Annotated in this window: 19 protein-coding genes; 15 read left to right on the plus strand and 4 right to left on the minus strand. The window is 66.2% G+C overall.

Going from position 1 to position 20,192, the window contains the following annotated elements; all coding sequences use genetic code 11:
* Nucleotides 1-515, plus strand: a 515-nt coding sequence (gene lipB / locus EV641_RS28295) for a lipoyl(octanoyl) transferase LipB (RefSeq protein ID WP_132476798.1), incomplete at its 5' end; no start/stop codon positions are given.
* 33 nt (nt 516-548) lie between these two features.
* On the opposite strand, the gene EV641_RS28300 is transcribed toward lipB, so the two are convergent.
* The gene (locus EV641_RS28300) at nt 549-1,490 is read right to left on the minus strand and encodes an alpha/beta hydrolase (protein WP_054719320.1); all 942 of its coding nucleotides are present in this window, start codon (nt 1,488-1,490) and stop codon (nt 549-551) included.
* A gap of 116 nt (nt 1,491-1,606) precedes the next feature.
* Between EV641_RS28300 and EV641_RS28305 the strand changes: the two genes are divergently transcribed.
* Nucleotides 1,607-2,782: a macrolide family glycosyltransferase gene (locus EV641_RS28305; RefSeq protein WP_199233416.1), complete on the plus strand. Its 1,176-nt coding sequence runs from the start codon at nt 1,607-1,609 to the stop codon at nt 2,780-2,782.
* Between the two features lie 15 nt (nt 2,783-2,797).
* On the opposite strand, the gene EV641_RS28310 is transcribed toward EV641_RS28305, so the two are convergent.
* Nucleotides 2,798-3,208 carry an SRPBCC family protein gene (locus EV641_RS28310; protein ID WP_054719323.1) on the minus strand — a complete coding sequence of 137 codons (411 nt, stop codon included), beginning with the start codon at nt 3,206-3,208 and terminating at the stop codon, nt 2,798-2,800.
* A gap of 147 nt (nt 3,209-3,355) precedes the next feature.
* Complete coding sequence (locus tag EV641_RS30055) at nt 3,356-3,700, minus strand: DUF6597 domain-containing transcriptional factor (RefSeq protein WP_241997531.1); 345 nt, start codon at nt 3,698-3,700, stop codon at nt 3,356-3,358.
* Nucleotides 3,701-3,793: 93 nt separating this feature from the next.
* Here EV641_RS30055 and EV641_RS28320 point away from each other — a divergent pair, with 93 nt between their 5' ends.
* The 11 genes from EV641_RS28320 to EV641_RS28370 all read left to right on the plus strand — a co-directional run bounded on the left by EV641_RS28320 (nt 3,794) and on the right by EV641_RS28370 (nt 17,488).
* Nucleotides 3,794-5,101, plus strand: coding sequence for an alpha-hydroxy-acid oxidizing protein (locus tag EV641_RS28320; protein WP_132476800.1), 1,308 nt, complete (start codon nt 3,794-3,796; stop codon nt 5,099-5,101).
* A 16-nt stretch (nt 5,102-5,117) separates the two neighbouring features.
* Nucleotides 5,118-6,116 (plus strand): 2-dehydropantoate 2-reductase, encoded by a 999-nt coding sequence (locus EV641_RS28325; protein ID WP_054715638.1) that lies wholly within the window; start codon nt 5,118-5,120, stop codon nt 6,114-6,116.
* A gap of 49 nt (nt 6,117-6,165) precedes the next feature.
* On the plus strand, nt 6,166-6,699 hold the full coding sequence (locus tag EV641_RS28330) for a methylated-DNA--[protein]-cysteine S-methyltransferase (RefSeq protein WP_054715640.1): 534 nt from the start codon (nt 6,166-6,168) through the stop codon (nt 6,697-6,699).
* A gap of 103 nt (nt 6,700-6,802) precedes the next feature.
* Nucleotides 6,803-7,768 carry a pirin family protein gene (locus EV641_RS28335; protein WP_132476804.1) on the plus strand — a complete coding sequence of 322 codons (966 nt, stop codon included), beginning with the start codon at nt 6,803-6,805 and terminating at the stop codon, nt 7,766-7,768.
* A 179-nt stretch (nt 7,769-7,947) separates the two neighbouring features.
* The gene (locus EV641_RS28340) at nt 7,948-8,979 is read left to right on the plus strand and encodes a hypothetical protein (protein ID WP_132476806.1); all 1,032 of its coding nucleotides are present in this window, start codon (nt 7,948-7,950) and stop codon (nt 8,977-8,979) included.
* Complete coding sequence (locus EV641_RS28345; RefSeq protein WP_132476808.1) at nt 8,976-9,722, plus strand: hypothetical protein; 747 nt, start codon at nt 8,976-8,978, stop codon at nt 9,720-9,722. Before EV641_RS28340 ends, EV641_RS28345 begins: the two co-directional genes overlap by 4 nt.
* A gap of 10 nt (nt 9,723-9,732) precedes the next feature.
* A complete protein-coding gene (locus EV641_RS28350) occupies nt 9,733-10,245 on the plus strand; it encodes a hypothetical protein (RefSeq protein ID WP_054715648.1) in 513 nt (170 codons plus the stop codon).
* 45 nt (nt 10,246-10,290) lie between these two features.
* Nucleotides 10,291-12,009, plus strand: coding sequence for an asparagine synthase-related protein (locus tag EV641_RS28355; protein WP_132476810.1), 1,719 nt, complete (start codon nt 10,291-10,293; stop codon nt 12,007-12,009).
* A gap of 71 nt (nt 12,010-12,080) precedes the next feature.
* Complete coding sequence (locus EV641_RS28360) at nt 12,081-12,842, plus strand: hypothetical protein (RefSeq protein ID WP_054715654.1); 762 nt, start codon at nt 12,081-12,083, stop codon at nt 12,840-12,842.
* A gap of 124 nt (nt 12,843-12,966) precedes the next feature.
* A complete protein-coding gene (locus tag EV641_RS28365; RefSeq protein ID WP_132476834.1) occupies nt 12,967-16,152 on the plus strand; it encodes an arabinosyltransferase domain-containing protein in 3,186 nt (1,061 codons plus the stop codon).
* Nucleotides 16,153-16,189: 37 nt separating this feature from the next.
* Nucleotides 16,190-17,488, plus strand: coding sequence for a glutaminase (locus EV641_RS28370; protein WP_054717425.1), 1,299 nt, complete (start codon nt 16,190-16,192; stop codon nt 17,486-17,488).
* A gap of 22 nt (nt 17,489-17,510) precedes the next feature.
* Here the strand turns inward: EV641_RS28370 and EV641_RS28375 are convergent, their stop codons facing one another.
* Complete coding sequence (locus tag EV641_RS28375; RefSeq protein ID WP_132476836.1) at nt 17,511-18,341, minus strand: SDR family oxidoreductase; 831 nt, start codon at nt 18,339-18,341, stop codon at nt 17,511-17,513.
* A 289-nt stretch (nt 18,342-18,630) separates the two neighbouring features.
* On the opposite strand from EV641_RS28375, the gene EV641_RS28380 reads away from it, so the two are divergent.
* Both EV641_RS28380 and EV641_RS28385 read left to right on the plus strand, forming a co-directional pair.
* On the plus strand, nt 18,631-19,488 hold the full coding sequence (locus EV641_RS28380; protein WP_132476812.1) for an alpha/beta hydrolase: 858 nt from the start codon (nt 18,631-18,633) through the stop codon (nt 19,486-19,488).
* Between the two features lie 277 nt (nt 19,489-19,765).
* Nucleotides 19,766-19,948 carry a hypothetical protein gene (locus EV641_RS28385; protein ID WP_132476814.1) on the plus strand — a complete coding sequence of 61 codons (183 nt, stop codon included), beginning with the start codon at nt 19,766-19,768 and terminating at the stop codon, nt 19,946-19,948.
* The last annotated feature ends 244 nt before the right edge of the window (nt 19,949-20,192 follow it).

A 20,192-nucleotide genomic window follows, 5' to 3' on the forward strand; every position in this document is an offset into this window, starting at 1 on the left:
GTGGGGAGCGCGGCTCTGTGAAACAGGAACCCACCGAGGCGGCACGGCGTGCTGCGGTAGGAATCCCGGTCGTTCACGGCCGGGAGGACGTCAACTATCACGGGCCCGGCCAGATCGTGGGATACCTCATCGTCGAGCTTCGTGCAGGTGAGGGCGTCGTGGACTATGTCCGCGAGGTCGAACACCGTCTCGTCGACGCGCTCGACGCGTTGGGAGTTCCCGCCGAGCGGCGCGACACCCCGCGGGGCGCCGACCTGCTCACAGGGGTGTGGACGAAGAAGACCGGCCGGAAGATCGTGTCCATCGGGATGCGGTCCGGCCGCGGCATCACCACCCATGGGTTCGCGCTCAACGTCGAAGGCGACATGCAGCCGTGGCATCACGCTATCGCGTGCGGGCTTCCGGATGTCGAGATGACCAACGTCGAAACCGAATTGGCCGAGATCGGGCTCGCCTCCCCGGGGCTCGAGAAGGCGCGTGCCGCGTTGGCGACGGCGTTCCAGGCCACGTCATGACAGCGGCGGGCTACCGGACTCTGCGCCAAGGGGTTACGAGCGAGTCTGCCGCTCCGCATCGCTGATTCCGAGCCGTTCGAGCATCCACGCATCGATACCGCGTCGCGCCGTCCAGGCAAGTGCGGTCGGATGGCCCGTGAACCCATGTGGCGCTTCGGGATAGATCCGGAGCTCGACGTCGTTGCCGGCTGCGGACAGCCGACCGGCCATCGCGAGGTTGTCTTCCAACAGCACGTCCTCGCTCCCGACCACCATCAGCGTTGGCGGTAGGCCGTGCAGGTCTGCATAGATCGGGGAGATGTCCGGGTCGGTGCGGTCGGCGACGTGACCGACGTAGGCGCGGAGGAAGTACTCGTCGGCGATCAGACGCCCGGCAGGGGTCAGTGCGCTCATGTCGTAGGTACCGAACTGCAAGGCGGCACCGGCAAACCCGTCGGCAATTCCCATGTCCCGAAGCCGGAGCAGCGTGGTGACGGCGAGCGACGCCCCCGCCGAACGTCCCCCGATGATCAACCGTGACGATCCGAAGTGGGACGCCGCATTCTCGACCAGCCATGCCGCGACCGCCTCGCAGTCGTCGGGGGCGGCGGGCCACGGGCATTCGGGTGACAGTCGGTAGCCGACGCCGACGACGACAATCTCGAGATCATCGGCGAGCTCGCGGTTGGACACATCATCTCTGGCTGCGGAACCCATGTAGAAGCCACCGCCGTGGATGTTCAGGTAGACACCGCGGATCCGACCGCCGACGGGAAGTGTGATCCGTACCGGGACGCGAAGATTGCCGTGTTCGACCGTCTCCTCGAGTGCCGGTGGTTCAGCCGGCGACGGAGCAGGCGTCTTTGCCCGTATCTCCGTCAACTCGTCGAAACTGTTGGGGCCGCGCCCGGAAGGTCTCGAGGCGTAGAAGTTCCGGGCTTCGTCGACCTGATTCACGGGTACGTCTGCCGACAGGGCGTCCAGCTCGAACCGCATGCACTCTCCTCGCATTTCGGTGATGGGCCTGACGAGTGTATGCGGCCGATCGACAGGCCCGGGCTCGGTGATTTATTCGGATGCGTGTGCCCGGAGCGCGGGCTACAGTCCTGTGCATGCCCCTTCGCCGCGCCCACATTGCGATGGTCGGTGTCCCCGCCGTCAGCCACGTCCTGCCGAGTCTCGAGATCATCCGCGAATTGGTTGCCCGTGGCCACCGAGTGACATACGCCAACGACCCGGCAGTGGCCGAACTGATCGACGGCGCCGGCGCAGAACTCGTCCCCGTCTCCTCCGAATTGCCGGTGGCCGAGAATGATTGGCCCGACGATCCCATCGCAGCGATGACCCTGTTCCTCGACGATGCGATCCGGACACTCCCCCAATTGCATGCTGCCTACGACGACGATCCGGCGGACCTGTACCTGTACGACATCGGCGCCTACGCTGCGCGTGCCCTCGCCGAATCGCAGGGCAGACCCCTCATGCAGCTGTCGCCGACGTTCGTCTCCTGGGAGGGCTACGACCAGGAGGTCGCGGCGCAGTTGTGGGAACTCCCGGGTGCCGACGCATACAGGACGAAGTTTTCGCGATGGCTCGCGGAGTGCGGGGCAACCACTACCGACGTGGATGTCTTCCCCAGCCGTCCCGCTCATGCTCTGGCGTTGATCACGCGGGCGATGCAGCCGCACGCCGACCGGGTCGACACCGACACGGTGACCTTCGTGGGGCCCTGCTTCGACCTGCGCGCCGAGCCCGACGCCTGGACTCGTCCGGTCGACGCGGAGAACGTGCTGCTGATCTCGCTCGGCTCGGCATACACCCGGCAGCCGGAGTTCTACCGGCGGTGCCTGGCGGCCTACGGCAACCTGCCCGGCTGGCACGTCGTACTCCAGATCGGCAAGTACACCGACCCGAAGGAACTCGGCGATATCCCACCCAACGTCGAGGTGCACTCCTGGGTCCCGCAGCGGGCCATTCTCGAGCAGGCGGACGCCTTCGTCACCCACGCCGGCATGGGCGGCTGCGGCGAAGGGTTGCTGGCGGGCGTGCCGATGATCGCGGTGCCGCAGGCCGCCGAGCAGTTCATGAACGCCGACAAGCTCGTCGAGCTGGGTGTTGCCCGCCGCATCGACACGGAGGACGCTACGCCGGAGAACCTGCGGGCCGCGTTGGTCGATCTGGTCGATGATCCGGAGGTGCGCACGCGTTCGGTACAGCTGCGTGCCGACGCGCTGGCAGAAGCAGGCACCTCGCGTGCCGCCGACCTCATCGAGGCCATGTTGTCCTGAACAGGCGTGGTGCTCCTACCGCTCCAGGAGGTCGCGGAGGCGTTCGAGATCCTCTGCGACCGTCGCGGTGTCCCTGTCGAACTCTTCGTCCGACAGGTCGATCTGGCGAACGGTGAAGAGAATCTCGGAGCCGTTCGGGTGTGCGAGTACGCGCACCGGGTTGTTCACCGTCGTACCCGACGGCAATGTGACGTCGTGGTCGAGTACGCCCAGGTCGTTGTGCGGTGTGAACCGCACTGTGACACGACCCATGGGAGAGTCCACCACGAGGGCGTCGCCGTCGCGCTCGACGTGACTCTGTGCCAGGCCGGACGCCCACCTGGGCAGGTTGTCGGGATTCGCAGCGAACTCGTATACCTGTGCGGGCGGACATGCGATGACCTGACTGACGTGGCGGCTGCGGAGGGTCTTCGGATCGTTGCTCATGAACGAAACGCTATTGCGCGGAGCGACGGTTGTCTTCCAAGAATCGGACAGGAGTCAGGGATGTGAGGGCTCGGAATTCGTCGTTCAGGTGCGATTGACTCGAGTATCCGGCCCTCGCTGCGGCGAATGAGAGGTCGGATTGTTCGTTCACGGTGTCGAGGAATCGGTGGAGGTCGAGGAATCGGTGGAGGCGGACAACCCGGCGGAAGGTCTTCGGGCCGTATCCGACCTCGTAGACGAAGCGGCGTTGGAGGTGCCGACGACAGTCCGCGCCGCCCCGGGAGCGAAGCGGATCCCGACGATCTCGTCGGCATGGCCGGTGCGGACGTTGCGGGGCGAGGTGTCGGGACCCACGAGTTCCATGCGACCGTCGCCGAACCACACCAGGTCGAGGCAGCCGTCCGGAACGATCAGTTGCGCAGGAGGCGCGTTACTCCGGCGTTCCCACGTGCATGCCACCACATCGGAGGTCGACGGGTACTCGCGGTACATGCACTCGAGTCCACCACATTCGGAGGATCCCGGTTCCCTGATCCCCCGTTGTGGGGAAGGATCGGTGCACCACCATGCTCGAGAGGGGAACTCGTGACAGAAACCGCTGCTTCCGCGGCCGTCGGACCCGGCCGTGACCGTCAGGGCGTCGTCTACCGCGACGGTGCGCTCGGCCGCAGGCCAGCGGTGCCCACGGCATTCGGCGATCTCGAGCGCGCGGCGCAGCGCGCCAGTTCGAAGCGTGCCTGGGCGTATGTCGCGGGCGGTGCAGGTGAGGGTCGTACGATGTGTAACAACCGTCGCGCGTTCGACCGATGGGCGATCGTCCCTCGCATGGCGCACGGCGTCACCGAACGAGACCTGAGCTCCACCGTCGTGAACACATCGTTGTCGTCGCCGTTGTTGCTCGCTCCCGTGGGTGCGGGCGCACTGATGGCACCCGACAGCGACCTGGCGATCGCGAGTGCGGCCGCGGCGACGGGCACGCCGTACATCTTCTCCAACCAGGGCTGCAACCCGATGGAGGACTGCGCCGCTGCGATGGGCTCCGCTTCCCGTTGGTTCCAGCTCTACTGGAGTTCCGACGAAGAACTCGTCGACAGCCTGCTGCATCGTGCCGAGGCGATCGGTTCCGAGGCGGTCGTCGTCACCCTCGACACGACGATGCTGGGGTGGCGCCCGCAGGACCTGAACCTGGGGTCGTTGCCCTTCGCGCGTGGCGAAGGCATCGCGCAGTACACGTCGGATCCGCGTTTCCGCGACATCGTGCGGCAGCGGATCGACGCCGCACGTGAAATGGTCGCAGAGCGGCCCGACATCACTCTCGGTGCGATCCGCACGCTGATGGCTATGACCCGCAACCATCCGGGTAGCTTTCTCGACAACCTGCGGTCTCCGGTACCGCGCGCTGCGGCGGAGACATTCCTCGACATCTACTCCAATCCCGGTCTGAGCTGGGAGCATCTGGCGACGCTCCGCGATCGCACGAGGTTGCCGATCGTGCTCAAGGGCATCCTCCATCCCGACGATGCGCGTCGCGCCGTCGATCTCGGTGTCGATGCGGTGGTGGTGTCGAACCATGGCGGACGGCAGCTCGACGGCTCGATCGCCTCTCTGGATGCGCTCCTCGAGATCCGGGCCGCGATCGGCCGTGAGCCGACATTGCTTCTGGACAGCGGAATCCGGAGCGGAACCGACTTGTTCGTCGCACTCGCGCTCGGCGCCGACGCGGTGCTGCTCGGCCGCCCCTACATGTACGGGCTCGCTGTCGCGGGGCAGCGGGGTGTCGAGGAGGTGATCCGCAATGTGATCGCCGAGTTCGACCTCACCATGGCGCTGACGGGCGCGCGGTCGATCGCCGACATCGACGAGCGTTTCGTCCGCCCCAACCCGTCGTTCTGAGAAGGGATTGTCGTAGATGCCCACGATCGCCGTGTACGGGGCAGGCAGCATCGGATGCTACGTCGGGGGCCGGTTGGTCGCGGCGGGATCCGACGTCGTGTTCGTGGGGCGGCAACGGGTCGCCGACGAAGCGCACGAACACGGCCTGCATCTGACGGATCTGGACGGCGCCGATGTGCGGGTCGGGTCCGTCGACTACCGCACCGACCCGGATGCGGTCGTGGACGCGTCGCTGGTGCTGGTGACCGTGAAGTCCTCCGGCACAGCGGAAGCAGCAGCTACGTTGGCTCCGCTGCTGCGCGATGATGCGATCGTCGTGAGCCTGCAGAACGGGTTGTCCAACGCGGTCGTGTTGCGCGAGAAGATCACTCGTCCGGTATTGACGGGGATGGTGCCGTTCAACGTCGTGGCGCAGGGCGCCGGCCGATTCCACCAGGGATCCGAGGGTGGCATCGAGGTCGAGGGCAGCGGCCTGCTCTCTCCCTACCTGGGACTTTTCGACGCGGCCGGACTGCCACTGACCGTCAGATCCGACATGGACGCGGTGCTCTGGGCGAAGCTGCTCCTGAATCTGAACAATCCGATCAACGCACTGTCGGGTCTGCCCCTGAAGACCGAACTGTCGCAACGTTCTTACCGCCGCTGCATCGCTGCGGCACAACGCGAAGCCCTCGCCGTCGGGCAGCGTGCGGGACGCACCGCGGCGCGTTTGACACCGCTGCCGCCGGCATGGATCCCGCGTCTGTTGACGGTGCCGGACGTCGTATTCCGCAACGTTGCGTCGTCGATGCTCGAGATCGATCCTCTCGCCCGATCGTCGATGTGGGAGGACCTCGAGGCCGGTCGTGTCACCGAGGTCGACTGGATCAATGGCGAAGTAGTGCGGCTCGGCCGTGAGTACGGCGTCGCGACACCGGTCAACGATCGGCTCGTCGAACTGATCCGTGATGCCGAGCGTGGTGGCCGGCGGAATTGGTCGGGCCCCGAACTGCTGGACGTTCTCCTCCGGCGTTGAGCGTCACCGGCTACGAGATGGTGTCGGTGTTTGCCGCCATACTGGAACGGTGACGTCCTACGCGCTGTTCGACACCGCCCTCGGCCGGTGTGCGGTGGTGTGGCGCGAGGACGGTGTCGCCGGATTTCAGCTGCCAGAGAGTTCGGATGCGGCGACCACCACTCGTCTCCGTGATCTTTTTCCGGATGCTGCGCCGATCCGGCCCGGCCCACTCGCGCGTCGCGTCATCGACGGCGTGACTGCACTGCTCGGGGGTGAGCCCGATCCGCTGACGGATGTGGACCTCGACCTCACCGGCCTTCCGGACTTCGACCGCCGGGTCTATGCCGTCACTCGTGCGATCGAGCCCGGCCGGACCCGCACCTACGGCGACGTCGCTGCCGCCATCGGCTCCCCCGGAAGCGCACAGGCGGTGGGGCAGGCTCTGGGTCGAAACCCGATTCCGATTCTGGTCCCGTGCCATCGTGTGCTGGCGGCTCATGGCGCGTTGGGTGGTTTCTCTGCCTCGGGTGGCACCGTCACCAAACGTGCGTTGCTCGCCGCCGAGGGAACCCCGGGCTTCGACGACCCCACGCTGTTCTGACGACCGGAACGCCCCGGAGCGTCAGGGAATACTGCTCCCGCTCCTGCGTTGAGATACTCTAGAGATAGTTGATAAATCAACTACATGACCCGGAGGAGAGCCAATGCCTGCCGTGAGCGTCGACAACATCCTCGCGCTACCGCGCGTCACCGAACTTGCGCCGGGTTCTGTCGCACGACCCGTCCTGTCGGTGACCACCGCACCCACCGGATACGAAGGTGAAGGCTTCCCGGTCCGCCGCGCATTCGCGGGCGTCGGCCTCGAACGCCTCGATCCGTTCATCCACATGGATCAGATGGGTGAGGTCGACTACGCGCCCGGAGAGCCGAAGGGCACACCCTGGCATCCGCACCGCGGCTTCGAGACCGTCACCTACATGATCGACGGGACGATGGAGCATCAGGACTCGAACGGCGGCGGTGGTGTCATCAGCGGCGGCGACACCCAGTGGATGACTGCGGGCGGTGGCGTCCTGCACATCGAAGCCCCGCCGGAGCAACTCGTCGTGACGGGCGGACTTTTTCATGGGGTGCAGCTGTGGGTGAACCTGCCGAAGAGCGACAAGCTGGTGGCTCCTCGTTATCAGGACATCGCCGGTAGCAAAGTAGCGCTGCTCTCCTCGCCGGATGGTGGCGCACTGATCCGCGTCATCGCCGGCGAACTCGACGGCCACCAGGGTCCCGGATCCACCTACACTCCGATCACGTTGCTGCATGCCACCATCGCGCCAGGTGCAAGCGTGACGCTGCCGTGGAATCCCGAATTCAATTCGCTCGCCTACGTTCTGGCCGGGAGCGGCCTGGTCGGGAGTGAGCGGCGTCCTGTGCGAGACGGCCAATTGGCAGTGTTCGGGCGCGGTGAGACCATCACGATCGCCGCAGCTGATACCCAGGATTCGCGTACAGAGTCGGTCGAGGTATTCATTCTGGGCGGCAAGCCGATCCGTGAGCCGGTCGCGATGGCCGGACCGTTCGTCATGAACACGAGGGCGGAAGTGATCCAGGCCTTCGAGGACTTCCAGGCGGGGCGTCTCGGTTCGATCCCCGCTGCCCATGAACCAGTGGACTGAACGCGACTGAGACCGCGGATGGACGATGGCGACACCGACTTCGACGAAATGACAGCCACCGTTACCGGGCTCTCGAGGTGCCCGGTAACGGTGGCTGCACTCGTTAGCGACCGTTAGTATCCGGATGATCCACAGATTCGGCCGAGAGGCAGCACGGAACGCGGGAGGGAGGGCAGGTCATGATCTGTCCACATTGCAGCGAGAACCTCCTGCGTAGGGAACGAACAGACCGTCGATGCCCCAAGTGCACGCGCCCCTTTGCCCTCGAACCCAAAGAATGCCCGTACGCGCTGCACGACCTGCGGCTACGGAAACTCTCGGAGAAGCTCTCCGCCGGCCGGGGCCTGTACTCGACGGCGACACAATTACGGTATGCAGCTGCCCGACGGCGACTTCCGAGCCTGAAGGAGGCCTACTGGACCATCGTCGGATCGTGGGTCGCGATCGTGGTCGTCCCGACGTACATCGGGTCCATCGTCAGTGGTGCGATACTGAGCAACTCCGGCTGGTGGAAGGTTCCCGTGTTCGGCCTCCTCGTTCTGGTGATCGGACTCGCGGTGATCCGCGCGTCGTGGCCACTGCTCCGCAGGCGTGCACATGTTCGGATGCAGGTCACCGACGAAGCGTTCCGAGACGACGTTCTCGCTCCGTGGACAGCGGTGTACGGCGGATTGCCGACCGGGGTTGTGCACGAGGAGTGGGTCGGGATCCCCGAGGTTGCCGACCCACGGATGGTGCTGACCTGCGCTGATCCGAGCGTGAGGGCCTGCCTGGCAGCGAATCGAGTGCCGGAAAGATACGGCATGCGCTTGGTCGAGAGCATCGACGACGTCCCACCGGGATTGCCGGTGCTGATGCTGCATGACGCGAGCATCGCGGGTTTCGGCTCGGTGCGCGCTGCACGTCCGGTGCTCGGCGACAGGGTGCGCGTGGTCGGTCTGTCACCTCGATCCGTGATGGATGACCTGTCGGCAATCAACCTGAGGGAGCCGGTCCTTCCTCGATCCGCGACGGAGTTCCTACACGGCGAACCGCTGTCGCGGGAGGAAATCTACTGGTTGCAGGACGGTTGGTGGTCCCCGATCGCGGCCATACCGCCGGCCCGGCTGCTCGCAGCCGTCTCCGCCGCCGCCGAGCGGATCGAGGGCGATTCGGATCCCGACCGGCGCTTCGCACGACAATTGGGTTTCCTCTCATGGCCCACGGCATGACGGACAGGGTGCTCGACCGGCTCCTGCGTGGCGCGATCGAGCGAGCTGCTGCACCGAACGGAGTGCGGTTCACCGAACGGCAGCTCTACTTCGAACTCTGCCGTGGCGTAGTACCCGCACACCGGCTTCCGCGCCGGCCCGCGTTCACAGTCCCGGCGTTCGTGCCCGATCTGCTGTTCCGTGCGGCGCTGGACCGGTACGGCACCATCCCCGGACTGCTCGAATCGGCCCGCCCGCTTCCCCGAGGAGTAGGCCGGAACACGACGGAACCGGATCTGTTCGACTACGGCCTGCCCCGTCTGCTGGTCTGCGAGTCGATCCAGGTCGCTGCGATGCTGCGGGCGAACGGCGTGCCGATGGAGTCGGCCTGCCCGGTCGTGAGCGCCGACGATCTTCCACTCGACCCGGGCATCGCCGCGATGCTCGACCGCGCCGGCGGCGCCACTGTGTACGTGCTGCACGACGCGAGCGAGGAAGGACTGGGCCTCCCCGCCCGGTTGCCTACCCTGACCGACATCCCGGACGGAGTGCGGGTCGCCGCGATCGGGCTCATCCCGTCGCAGGCTGCGCCGCTCCACTTGCCGCACGCACTCGGACGGGCGGTCGAGGTGGAATCGGTGAATCCAGCAGTCCTGTTGCGCACCGTCCACCGACTGGTCCGAGGAATCCACCGCACCACCACACCGCTCGTCGACGTGCGCAGTGCCCGCCGCACGGGTTTCCTGACCTGGCCGACCGCATGAAGGAGCCACAGTGCCCCAACCGACACAGCCCGAACCGGCACAGCCCGAACCCCGCGAGTTCCACTATGCCGACGAATTGCTGACCGACGGCACGGTCTGCCGGAGGTACACCGACGGACGGACGGAATGGCGGTCGCGGGGAGAGAGCGGAGTGGTCTTCTGGCGCGACGATCACGGGATGACCGGCACCGACGAGCCACTGGGACGTGACCTCATCAAGCGGACATACGGCGACGGGCGGGTGATCTACGGGCGCGAGGGTGGATACGGTCGAACCCTGTGGAGCGACGGCGCTCTCACCACCAACAGGTCCCAGTTCGGTGGCCGGCTCGGCGGTATCCTCACCGCTGTCGCGGGTGCAGCCCTTCTCGGGTCGATCGCACTTCCCCCGGATTTTCTGACACCCGAGCAAGAGCAGGCATTACAGCTCGACGCCGACGACGAGTTCGTGGGCGCGGACAGCGGCTCCGACTACGGAGACTGGGGCGGCCCGGGTGACGACGGTGGTGGCGACTTCGGCTAGCGAATGTCGACCGAGCGGATATCGACCGAGTACTGAGGAGAAGCGGTGAGTCGGTGGTGTGCCTTCCTGGGCGAGGGCGATCCTGACATGCACGTGCGGGCGGTCGGGGGCCGACCTGCGCCGGGATTTCACGGAGTCGGATTGCTCGACGGACCGGGAACAGCGACCGGCCCCTACACGGTCGGGGCGCTGACCGGGATCGGCGAGGTCACGCTCTTCAACGGGGATCTGCTCCGCGCCCGACTCGGCGCGGACGCGCCGGACCGGCACTGCGACGATGCGGAGCTGTTGCTGCACTGCTACGCCCGGCTCGGCCTCGGTGGGATCGCGTTGGCAGACGGCATGTTCGCACTGGCGATCACGGACGGCGCCGAACTGGTGTTGGTGCGCGATCACGTCGGCGCGCGCACACTGTTCTATGCGCGTGCTCGTGGCATCTGGGCGGCGTCGACCTCCCTGCGCGCGTTGCGGGCATGGCCTGATCTCGACACCGGACTGAACCTGTCCGCGGTGCAGTCGTTCCTCACATTCGCGTACCTTCCAGGGGCCGAAACCTTTCTGCGAGGTGTCCATGAGGCCCTCCCCGGCCGGTGCGTGCGCCTGCATCAGGACGGGTCGATCCTCGAAGAAACCTACTGGGAACCGAGGGAAATCGAAGACCGCAGGTCGACTCGAGACCACGTCGACAGGTTGCGTGAGTTGCTCGAGGCGGCAACCATGCGACGACTGCCGGAGGGTGAGCCGGTCGGGGTGTTGCTCTCCGGCGGCATCGACAGCAGCCTTGTCACCGCACTCGCGACGAAGCTGCACGACAACCCGGTCCGCTCGTATTCCATCGCATTCGACGGTACGACCCCGAATGAACTTGCCTACTCCGGACTTGTTGCTGCGCACTGCCATACGAATCATCGGGTGCTCACCGTCCCGGGTGACGCGGTCGCCGAACGGTTGGCGACGACCGTGTCCCTGCTGGACTGCCCGGTCGGAGATCCGCTGACGGTGCCGAATCTGATGCTCGCGGAGGCGGCTGCAGCAGACGGTGTGCGCACGATCCTCAACGGTGAGGGCGGTGATCCCGTATTCGGCGGGCCGAAGAATCTGCCGATGCTGATCTTCGAGTTGTTCCGCGACGACCCCGGCCCGGAAGTGCGGGCGCGCGCATACCTCGACAGCTACCGCAAGTGCTATGACGATCTCCCGGTGCTGCTCACGGCGGACGCCCTCGCAGAACTCGAGAGTGCACCACCGCTCACGGAGGCACTGATGCCGTATCTGCAGCAGGGTCGGATGACGAGCCTGCTGAACCAGTTGCTGCACACGAACCTGCGCACGAAGGGTGCCCATCATATCCTCACCAAGGTGGAAAGACTCACGGCTGCAAGTGGTGTGGAAGGACGAGCTCCGTTGTTCGACCGTGAGGTCATCGATCACGCGTTCCGGGTCCCGCCGAATCTGAAACTGGCCGGCACGTCCGAGAAGTGGATTCTCAAGGAATCCGTCCGTGACCTGCTGCCCGATACCATCGTGGACCGGCCCAAGAGCGGGATGCGGGTTCCGGTCCAGCAGTGGCTCACCGGTCCGCTCCATGACCTCGGCCACGATCTGCTGCTCGGGCCGTCTGCACGTGCGCGGGGGCTGTTCCGTGAGGACACGGTCCGCCGTTGGATGCGAGGTGAAGGTACGTTGCTGCCACGCCAGGGCGGAAAACTGTGGCTCGTCCTCACCCTCGAACTGTGGTTGCGGTCGTTCCGGATCGGGCCCTGATCCGGACCCGCAGCGACACGAACCCGCGCACGACATCGTTCGAACGATCCGATATCAGGAGTTCTCCCGGCATGCCCGATCCCGATCCCCGCGCCACCCCGACCACGCTCAAGCGTCGTGCTGACGACGACAACGAGGTCCACGACGTCGCCGAATTCCGGGATGCGGGACGCTGCGTCGTCACCCCGGTCGCCGAGTTCCCAGCGGAAGTCGCGCTGGTCGTGGTCCGTGCGTTTGCCGGCATCGTGACCAAGGCCAAGGACAGTGACGCGGCCACCACCCCGGATGCAGAGGGCATCGTTCGTTCCCAATCGTTCGAGGAAGGGGATGTGTACATGATCGAGGCACCCTTCGACGGGTTCTTCGCCGACCGCTACATCATGGACTTCTACAACATCGAAGAACGTGGGATCTGTTCGCGCATGCATCTGCATACCGGGTTGCGGTTCGTGCGCATGATGACCGGACCTGACACCCGCATCCGGGTGGGTAGCCTGTCGCCGTTCGAGGTGACCGACGTTCCGGGCGTCACCCCGTTCCGTCCCGTCACCTTCGAAGACGACCTGCCCGACGTGCTCGACGGAGTACGTCGCACCCGGTACAACATGATCGTGCCGCCGTGTTCGTTCGTCGACATGCAGATCCCGCGCGGCGTCAGCCATCAATTCAATGCGATCGGTGAGCATGCTGTGATCGACTCGGTGCATCCCGAGGAATCCATCGAAGTGCTCCGTGAGGAGATGTCGGACTACAAGATGATGGCTCAGACGATCTTTCTTGCGGATGAACTGCCGACGGCCGAGACCTGTGCCGATACGACCTCGGTGCTGTGAAATGACACGGTGAAATAGGGACAGGCCTTCATCTCGGATAGCATCGCGTGGCGTGAGTGAGGCCAGTACGACCGAGGAACCCGTCCGACCACCGGCAGTAGCGCCGTCGGCGACCCGACCCGAGGTGACGCGAGCCCGGCTCATCGCCCTGGTGGGTGCGCTGGTGGGCATCGTCGCTGCGCTCGCGATCCCGTTCCTTCCCGTGACGCAGACGCAGGGGACGCTGAGCTGGCCGCAGGACGGCAACAGCACGAGTGTCACCGCGCCGTTGGTGTCGTACGCGCCCGTCGAACTGGACATCACCATCCCCTGCGCGGTCGCAGGGGGTGCCGAAGGCGGAACCATCGTCTCGACCTCCCCGCAGGGTGCGCCGAACGCCGAGCGGTACGGGCTCGTTGCTCGGGTCACGACCGGCTCCGACGCGCGCCCGGCGACCCTCGAGGTGATCGCACGCAACACCATGCTGATCTCGGTGCCCGTCGACGAGCTGGGCGCCGGCTGTACGGTCACGGTGAACTCGACCCCCACCCGCACGGTGGCGTCGGTCACCGGCGCGGGCGGCTCCGACACCGAGCAGGTGTTCGAGCGTGACCTCCGCCCGCAGATGGTCGGAGTGTTCACCGGCCTGACGGGTGAGCTTCCCGACGGGCTCTCGGTCGACGCGACCCTCGACACTCGCTTCACGTCGTCCCCGACCTACCTCAAGCTGATCGCGATGATCGTCGCGGTGCTCGCTACGGCGCTGTCGCTGTGGTCGTTGCACCGCCTCGACACCACCGACGGGCGACGTTCCCGGCGCATCCTGCCCGCATCGTGGTGGTCGTTCCGCCGGGTCGACGGACTCGTCGTGGGCACGTTGCTGCTCTGGCACATCATCGGCGCGAACACCGCGGACGACGGTTATCAGCTCGGTATGGCTCGCGCTGCGGGCGAGGCCGGGTACATGTCCAACTACTTCCGCTGGTTCGGGGTGCCGGAGTCGCCGTTCGGCACACCGTTCTACGACGTGCTCGCGCTCATGACCCACGTGTCCACCGCGAGCGTCTGGATGCGGTTGCCCGGCCTGATCGCCGGCCTGCTCGCCTGGTGGGTGATCAGCCGCGAGGTGGCACCGCGGATCGGTGCGGCAGTCCGCCGGAACTCGATACCGCTCTGGACGGGCGCATTCGTCTTCCTGGCGTTCTGGTTGCCGTTCAACAACGGCCTGCGTCCCGAGCCGATCGTCGCGACCGGTGTGCTGGTGACGTGGTGCTCGGTCGAGCGTGCGATCGCTACCCGCCGGCTCTTCCCGGCCGCGGTGGCGGTGCTGGTAGGCGCTGTCACAGTCACTGCCGGACCGTCCGGCATCATCTGCTTCGCGGCGCTGATCGCCGGTGCACGGCCCATCGCACGAATCGTCCTGGCGCGTGGCCGCAAGTTCGGCTTCTTCGTCGTGCTCGCACCGATCGTCGCAGCGGGGGTGGTGATCCTCGCTGCCGTGTTCGCCGATCAGACGCTGGCCGCAGTACTGGAGATGCAGTCCGCGCACGTCGTCGGCCCGAGCGTGCCGTGGTTCCAGGAGTACCTGCGTTACCAGTACCTGCTGCAGATCACCGTCGACGGGTCGCTCGCGCGGCGCTTCGCGATGTTCACGATGATCCTGTGCCTGATCACGGTGATCGTGGCGCTGCTGCGGCGCGGCGGGAAGATCCCCGGAGCAGCCTCGGGCCCGTCCCGGCGCCTCGTGGGTATCACCCTCGGCGCGATGGTGCTCATGATGTTCGCACCCACGAAGTGGACCCACCACTTCGGCATCTACGCCGGCCTTGCCGCGTGCGTGGCGATCGTTGCTGCCGTTGCCGTGGGGCCCACGGTGCTGCGGTCGCGTCGCAATCGTGCGCTCTTCGCGGCTGCGGTGCTGTTCACACTCACGATGTCGTTCATCGGCCCCAACGGCTGGTGGTACGTGTCGAGCTACGGCGTGCCGTGGTGGGACAAGCCGCCGTCGGTCGCTGGGTTCGGGTTCTCCACCGTGTTCTTCGGGCTCACCGTGTTGGCACTCCTGCTCGCAGCGTGGTGGCACATCCACCCCGTCGCGTCCACGCGCACCGATACACCCTCGCGCCTGTGGTCGATCCCGCCGCTCACGGTTGCCGCCGCCGCGATGGTGCTGTTCGAGGTGCTCTCCCTCGCGAAGGGCGCGGTATCGCAGTACCCGGCGTACTCGGTGGCGCGATCCAACATCGATGCTCTGACCGGCTCGTCCTGCGGACTCGCGAACGACGTCCTGCTCGAGATGAACCCCAACACGGGCATGCTCGCCCCGGTCAGCGGCGACATCGCGAACGCGCTCGTGGCCGAGGGCGGCGACGGATTCTCCCCGGACGGCGTCGCTGATGACCTGACCGCCGACGACGAGTCCGCAGATGCAGGTACCGCGAACACCGTCGACTCCGACAACGACCAGACGGCCGGCGGCACGGCGGGTACTCAGGGCGGCACCGGGCAGGCCGGTGCCAACGGCAGTACCGTTGCGCTGCCGTTCGGTCTCGACCCCGCCACGACCCCGGTCCTCGGCAGCTACGGCGGCATCACCGGGAACGTCACCACCGACTGGTACCGACTCCCGGAACCGGATGCGGCCGGTTCTCGCGGCGACATCGTGTCGATATCGGCGGCCGGTCGGATCTTCTCGGTCGACGCCGACGGCACCGAAACCTACGGGCAACGGATCGAACTCGAATACGGCGTCACCGAGGGCGATACCGTGCGCGCACTCGGATCCGCCCTCCCGATCGACATCGGACCGGCGCCGTCGTGGCGGAACCTGCGGGTGCCGCTCGACACCCTTCCCGCGGAAGCCGACACGGTGCGGATCGTCGCGCACGACCACGATCTGGCACCGGAGCAGTGGCTCGCGTTCACCCCGCCGCGCGTTCCGCAGACACAGACGGCACAGGCCGTTCTCGGTACCGAGTCCCCGGTCCTGTTGGATTGGGCCGTCGGCCTGAACTTCCCCTGCCAGCATCAGATGTTGCACAGCAACGGTGTCGCGGAGATCCCCGAGTTCCGAGTCCTCCCGGACCGTGTCGGAGCCATCTCGACGAATCTGTGGCAGGACCACTACGGCGGCGGTCCGCTCGGCTGGACCGAGATGTTGCTCGGCGGTCGCACGATTTCGTCGTACCTCGACAAGGACTGGGATCGCGACTGGGGTTCGATCGAGCAGTATCGTCCGCTCGACGCGTCGGCCGAGCCGGCGAATGTGGACACCGAGAAGGTGAACCGGACCGGGTGGTGGACCCCCGGGCCGATCGAGACTTCGTATTGAGTCAGCGGTCGGGGGCCGCGTGGGCCAGAATGAGGCCATGCGGTCCCCGATCCCGGACTACCTGACTCAGGTACTCGACACTTGTGCACCCGATTCCGGTGAGCTCGCCGGGTACATCCCGGAGCTGGCGGCGGTCGACCCCGATCGGTTCGCGCTCTCCTTGGTGACGGCGGAAGGCGACGCGTACTCCGTCGGCGACCACCAGGACGCGTTCACGATCCAGTCGATCTCCAAGCCGTTCGTGTACGGCCTCGCACTCGAGACCCTCGGGTTCGAGGCCGTCCTCGACCATGTCGGTGTGGAACCGTCCGGTGAAGCGTTCAGCGAGATCTCGCTCGAGCGGAACACCGGTCGTCCGCTCAATCCGATGATCAATGCCGGGGCGCTTGCGACGCACGCCCTCGTGGCGTCCACTCCGCCGGCGGATTCCGGTGTCGAGCGGATCCTGAAGTTGCTCTCGTCGTTGGCAGGGCGTGAGCTCGACATCGATGAGAAGGTTGCCAGGTCGGAGCTGGATAACGGTTACCGAAATCTCGCTCTGGCCAATCTGCTTCGCAGTTACGACGTCTTCACCGGTGATCCGCGCGCCGTGGTCGAAGGGTATGTACGACAGTGCGCGGTGCGTGTGACGACCGCCGATCTCGGGATGATGGCTGCAACCCTTGCGAGCGGCGGACTTCAGCCGCACACGGGCGAACAGATTTTCTCCAGACCTGTGGTGCGTCAAGTGTTGTCGGTGATGGCAACGTGTGGAATGTACGACGCGGCAGGAGACTGGTTGACGACCGTCGGAATTCCCGCGAAGAGCGGTGTGTCCGGCGGGATCATCGGAATTCTTCCGGGGCAGTTGGGCATTGCGGTTTTTTCGCCGCGGCTCGATCCGCACGGTACGAGTGCTCGCGGAGTCGAGGTCTGCGAACGCCTTTCAGGCGACATGAATCTGCATCTCATGGATGCGCCGATGGTTGCGCACGCCGTGTTGCGCCGCCGCAGGGAATTCGGAAATGGGGACACTGCTGTCACCCTGCTGGTGCTTCAGGGCGACCTCCAGTTCACGAACGTGGAGACGATCGTGCGCGATCTGATCGATGAACCGATCGTCACCCCCCGGCTCGTGCTCGACCTGGCCCTCGTCCGTTCGGTCTTCCCTGCCGGCAGCCGGGTTCTGCTCGAGATGGTCCGTCGGCTGCACCTCGACGGGATCGAGGTGATGTTCATCGACCCCGAGGAACATTTCCCCGATCCCGAGGTGGGCGGTGGCTACCGCCCGGCGGTGCTGGAGTCCATCGGCGAGTTGCCGATGGATCTGCAGTGGCGGCGAGGGCTGCCCGGCTGACCGATCGGTTCGACCCTGCCCGTCAGTTCGACCCTGCCCATTGAACAGCACGGACTGCGGCGACGACGCCACCGTCGACGAGAAGGTCTGTGCCGGTGATGAAGCCGGCCTGCGGGTCGAGGAGGAACGCCGCTGCACCGGCGATGTCGTCGGGTGTGCCGAGTCTGCCGGTCGCCGACATGTCCACCATCCCCTGCATCCGCTGCCCGGATTCACCGGAGAGTTCCTGTCGGCCCATGGGCGTGGAGATGACTCCGGGGCTGATGGAATTGATCCGTGCTCCGCGCTTTCCCCACGCGGCCGCCGCTGCCTGTACCCGCACTGCGTTGCCACGTTTCGCGACCGTATAGGCGATTCCGGGGTGTCCCAGCTTCTCGGGGGAAAGGAAGGGGAGATCGAGCAGTTCGGCGGTCGGGGTGATGGCGAGCGCCCTCTCCTGCTCGGAGGGTAGTGCTCCCATGTGGCCGGCCATGCTGGCGATCACGATGCCGGCTCCGCGCGGTGCGATGACCCGGGCGAACTCGTCGAGGACGTGTGCGACACCCAGCAGATCGACCTTCAGGACGGCTTCGATGGGTGCCTGCTCCGGCGACACTCCGGCCGTGTGCGCGACGTGGGTGACTCGACCGAGTCCGGCTGCGATGTCGGCGAGCGATGCAACGGAATTGTGATCGGACACGTCGACGACCTGCGTTTTCACCTCGTGTCCCTCGCCGTGGAGGGTTGTTGCGGCGTCGCCCAGGGTTGTCTCGTCGAAGTCTGCCAGCAGCACTGTGCGGCCGACGCCCAGTCGGCGTGCGATGGCAAGCCCCATTCCGCCCACTCCGATGACGACGAGTACGTCGATGTCCATCATGCCCCTTTCGCGAGATCTACTGGCGGTCAAGACCGTACGGTGATGTGTCAGGAGCCACACCGTGATCGGAACGATACCCGCGGATGGTGCTGAAGGGGAGGTTGATGCTGGTAGTGCATACCTTCTGGATCCCTGCTGGCGCGAATGCCGGAGAGTGAGCTACGGTGTCGTGCGGTGTGCCGGAAGTCTGGTCGGCGAGAGATGTGTCGTACGTACGAGAGAAGATCCAAACATGCCGTTCACCTGTGAAGATGTCGCTGTAGTCCGGATCGGTGGGTGACTGGGAATGCTCACGAAGTCCCCGTACCGCTGCCCCGGCGATGACAGCGTCATCCACCACGCGTGTGCAGGAATGCTGTCGCACTGGTCGAGGCCGGTCGACGAGCAGGTCGCGCGTACGTCCCTCGGCGAGACCCACGTGCTCAGCGTCGGGCCCGCGACTGGGCGCCCGATCGTCGTCCTCGCGGGAGGCGACCTCCCCGCTGCCGGCCTGCGCGATCTCGCCGACTCGTTCGACCCTTCCCGGCGGGTTATTCTCATCGATCTGCCCGGCTTGCCGGGAGCGAGCGCATGCACCCGCCCTGAAGGCAACGTCCACGCCGCATACGGCCGGTGGCTCACGGAGGTCCTCGATGCCCTGGAGATCGGTGTCGTGCCGATCCTGGGGCTCGGATGGGCCGCATCGGTTGCTGCTGCGATCACCGACGTGGAGCGGGTCGAGAAGCTCGTGCTCGCGGCTCCCCTCGGTCTGGTGCCGCGTGCGCGTTGGCACCGCGCACTGATTCCGGGCCTCCAGTGGCGCAATGAGCCGAACTTCGAGAACACCGAGCGCTATCTCCGAGCTCTCGCGGGTTCGGGCTTCGAGCCGGACGGTGCCACGCTGCGGTGGTCCTGCCGCGTCGGTGCGTACTGCACCTCACTGGCGGGGATGCCCCGTATCGGCCGGTCGCTCTGGCAGCGGTGGAAGGGACACGCCGTGGAGCTCGTGGTGGGCGATCAGGATCCACTTGTGCATGTCGCTCCGCTCAGGAAGATCGCGGACGAGATCGGCGCAAGCGTCGAGGTGGTGGAGGGCGCGGGACGCCTGCTCCCGCTCGAGGCGCCGACGCTTCTCGCCGAGGAGATGTTCGCGCCGATCCGGTGAGCCGGGTCACGTGATTCTCGCACGCCGTATCCCTGTGTGGACGGCATGATTTCGCTCACCTGCGGGCATGTGGGTCGTGCGCCCCACGCGGTGACCTGTCAGGTCCGACGCCTTCGGTAGCGATGTGACTCAGTTCGCATTCACATCCAAGTTACTCGGTGGTAGACCCGTAACAGACATTCTGTGTGTTCGGGGAACCGTACCCGGATCATCCCTATCTGGGCACGCAGCCGTGGTGCCGGTACCTACCTGGCAGATCCCGCACGAAAGGTTCAGCATGCTCTTCAGCGCGATGTTCCCCTTGGCCGGTCGAAGCAAGCGCCGTCCCGCGCCGACGGCGGCAGCCGCGAATCCGTCCGCCGAGTCGCTGCGCGTGACCGCGTCGGCGCTGCGAGCCTGGGGTGCGGAGGTCGACGCCGACGAACTCGAGGTCCGGGCCGCGCGAGTGACTGCTTCGTAACTTTTTCCTTCTCGGGACAGTCGCACCTGTCGCGGTTGCGGCGAGCGTCCGCGATGGGGTGCGGCGCCGGGCCACCCCCGACGGGTGTAGATCTCGGCCCGGCGCCGCTGGTCGGTCCTCCCTTGCGGGATACCTATGACCGTAGGTGAATATAACGGAAAGGTCACGCACCGATTGCGGTCGATCCGGGCGTCTGGACGAGGCTCGGCGCCATCGTTGCTGGTAGATGTCGAAATCGTGCTGC

The organism is Rhodococcus sp. SMB37, assembly GCF_004345605.1.
Taxonomy (GTDB): Bacteria; Actinomycetota; Actinomycetes; order Mycobacteriales; family Mycobacteriaceae; genus Rhodococcus.

What these genes read in the sequence shown, in the direction of transcription:
- EV641_RS28300 (WP_054719320.1), bottom strand. Translation starts at nt 1,490, where the DNA reads ATGCGGTTCGAGCTGGACGCCCTGTCGGCAGACGTACCCGTGAATCAG.
- EV641_RS28305 (WP_199233416.1), top strand. Translation starts at nt 1,607, where the DNA reads ATGCCCCTTCGCCGCGCCCACATTGCGATGGTCGGTGTCCCCGCCGTC.
- EV641_RS28310 (WP_054719323.1), bottom strand. Translation starts at nt 3,208, where the DNA reads ATGAGCAACGATCCGAAGACCCTCCGCAGCCGCCACGTCAGTCAGGTC.
- EV641_RS30055 (WP_241997531.1), bottom strand. Translation starts at nt 3,700, where the DNA reads ATGTACCGCGAGTACCCGTCGACCTCCGATGTGGTGGCATGCACGTGG.
- EV641_RS28325 (WP_054715638.1), top strand. Translation starts at nt 5,118, where the DNA reads ATGCCCACGATCGCCGTGTACGGGGCAGGCAGCATCGGATGCTACGTC.
- EV641_RS28335 (WP_132476804.1), top strand. Translation starts at nt 6,803, where the DNA reads ATGCCTGCCGTGAGCGTCGACAACATCCTCGCGCTACCGCGCGTCACC.
- EV641_RS28340 (WP_132476806.1), top strand. Translation starts at nt 7,948, where the DNA reads ATGATCTGTCCACATTGCAGCGAGAACCTCCTGCGTAGGGAACGAACA.
- EV641_RS28345 (WP_132476808.1), top strand. Translation starts at nt 8,976, where the DNA reads ATGACGGACAGGGTGCTCGACCGGCTCCTGCGTGGCGCGATCGAGCGA.
- EV641_RS28360 (WP_054715654.1), top strand. Translation starts at nt 12,081, where the DNA reads ATGCCCGATCCCGATCCCCGCGCCACCCCGACCACGCTCAAGCGTCGT.
- EV641_RS28370 (WP_054717425.1), top strand. Translation starts at nt 16,190, where the DNA reads ATGCGGTCCCCGATCCCGGACTACCTGACTCAGGTACTCGACACTTGT.
- EV641_RS28375 (WP_132476836.1), bottom strand. Translation starts at nt 18,341, where the DNA reads ATGGACATCGACGTACTCGTCGTCATCGGAGTGGGCGGAATGGGGCTT.
- EV641_RS28380 (WP_132476812.1), top strand. Translation starts at nt 18,631, where the DNA reads ATGCTCACGAAGTCCCCGTACCGCTGCCCCGGCGATGACAGCGTCATC.
- EV641_RS28385 (WP_132476814.1), top strand. Translation starts at nt 19,766, where the DNA reads ATGCTCTTCAGCGCGATGTTCCCCTTGGCCGGTCGAAGCAAGCGCCGT.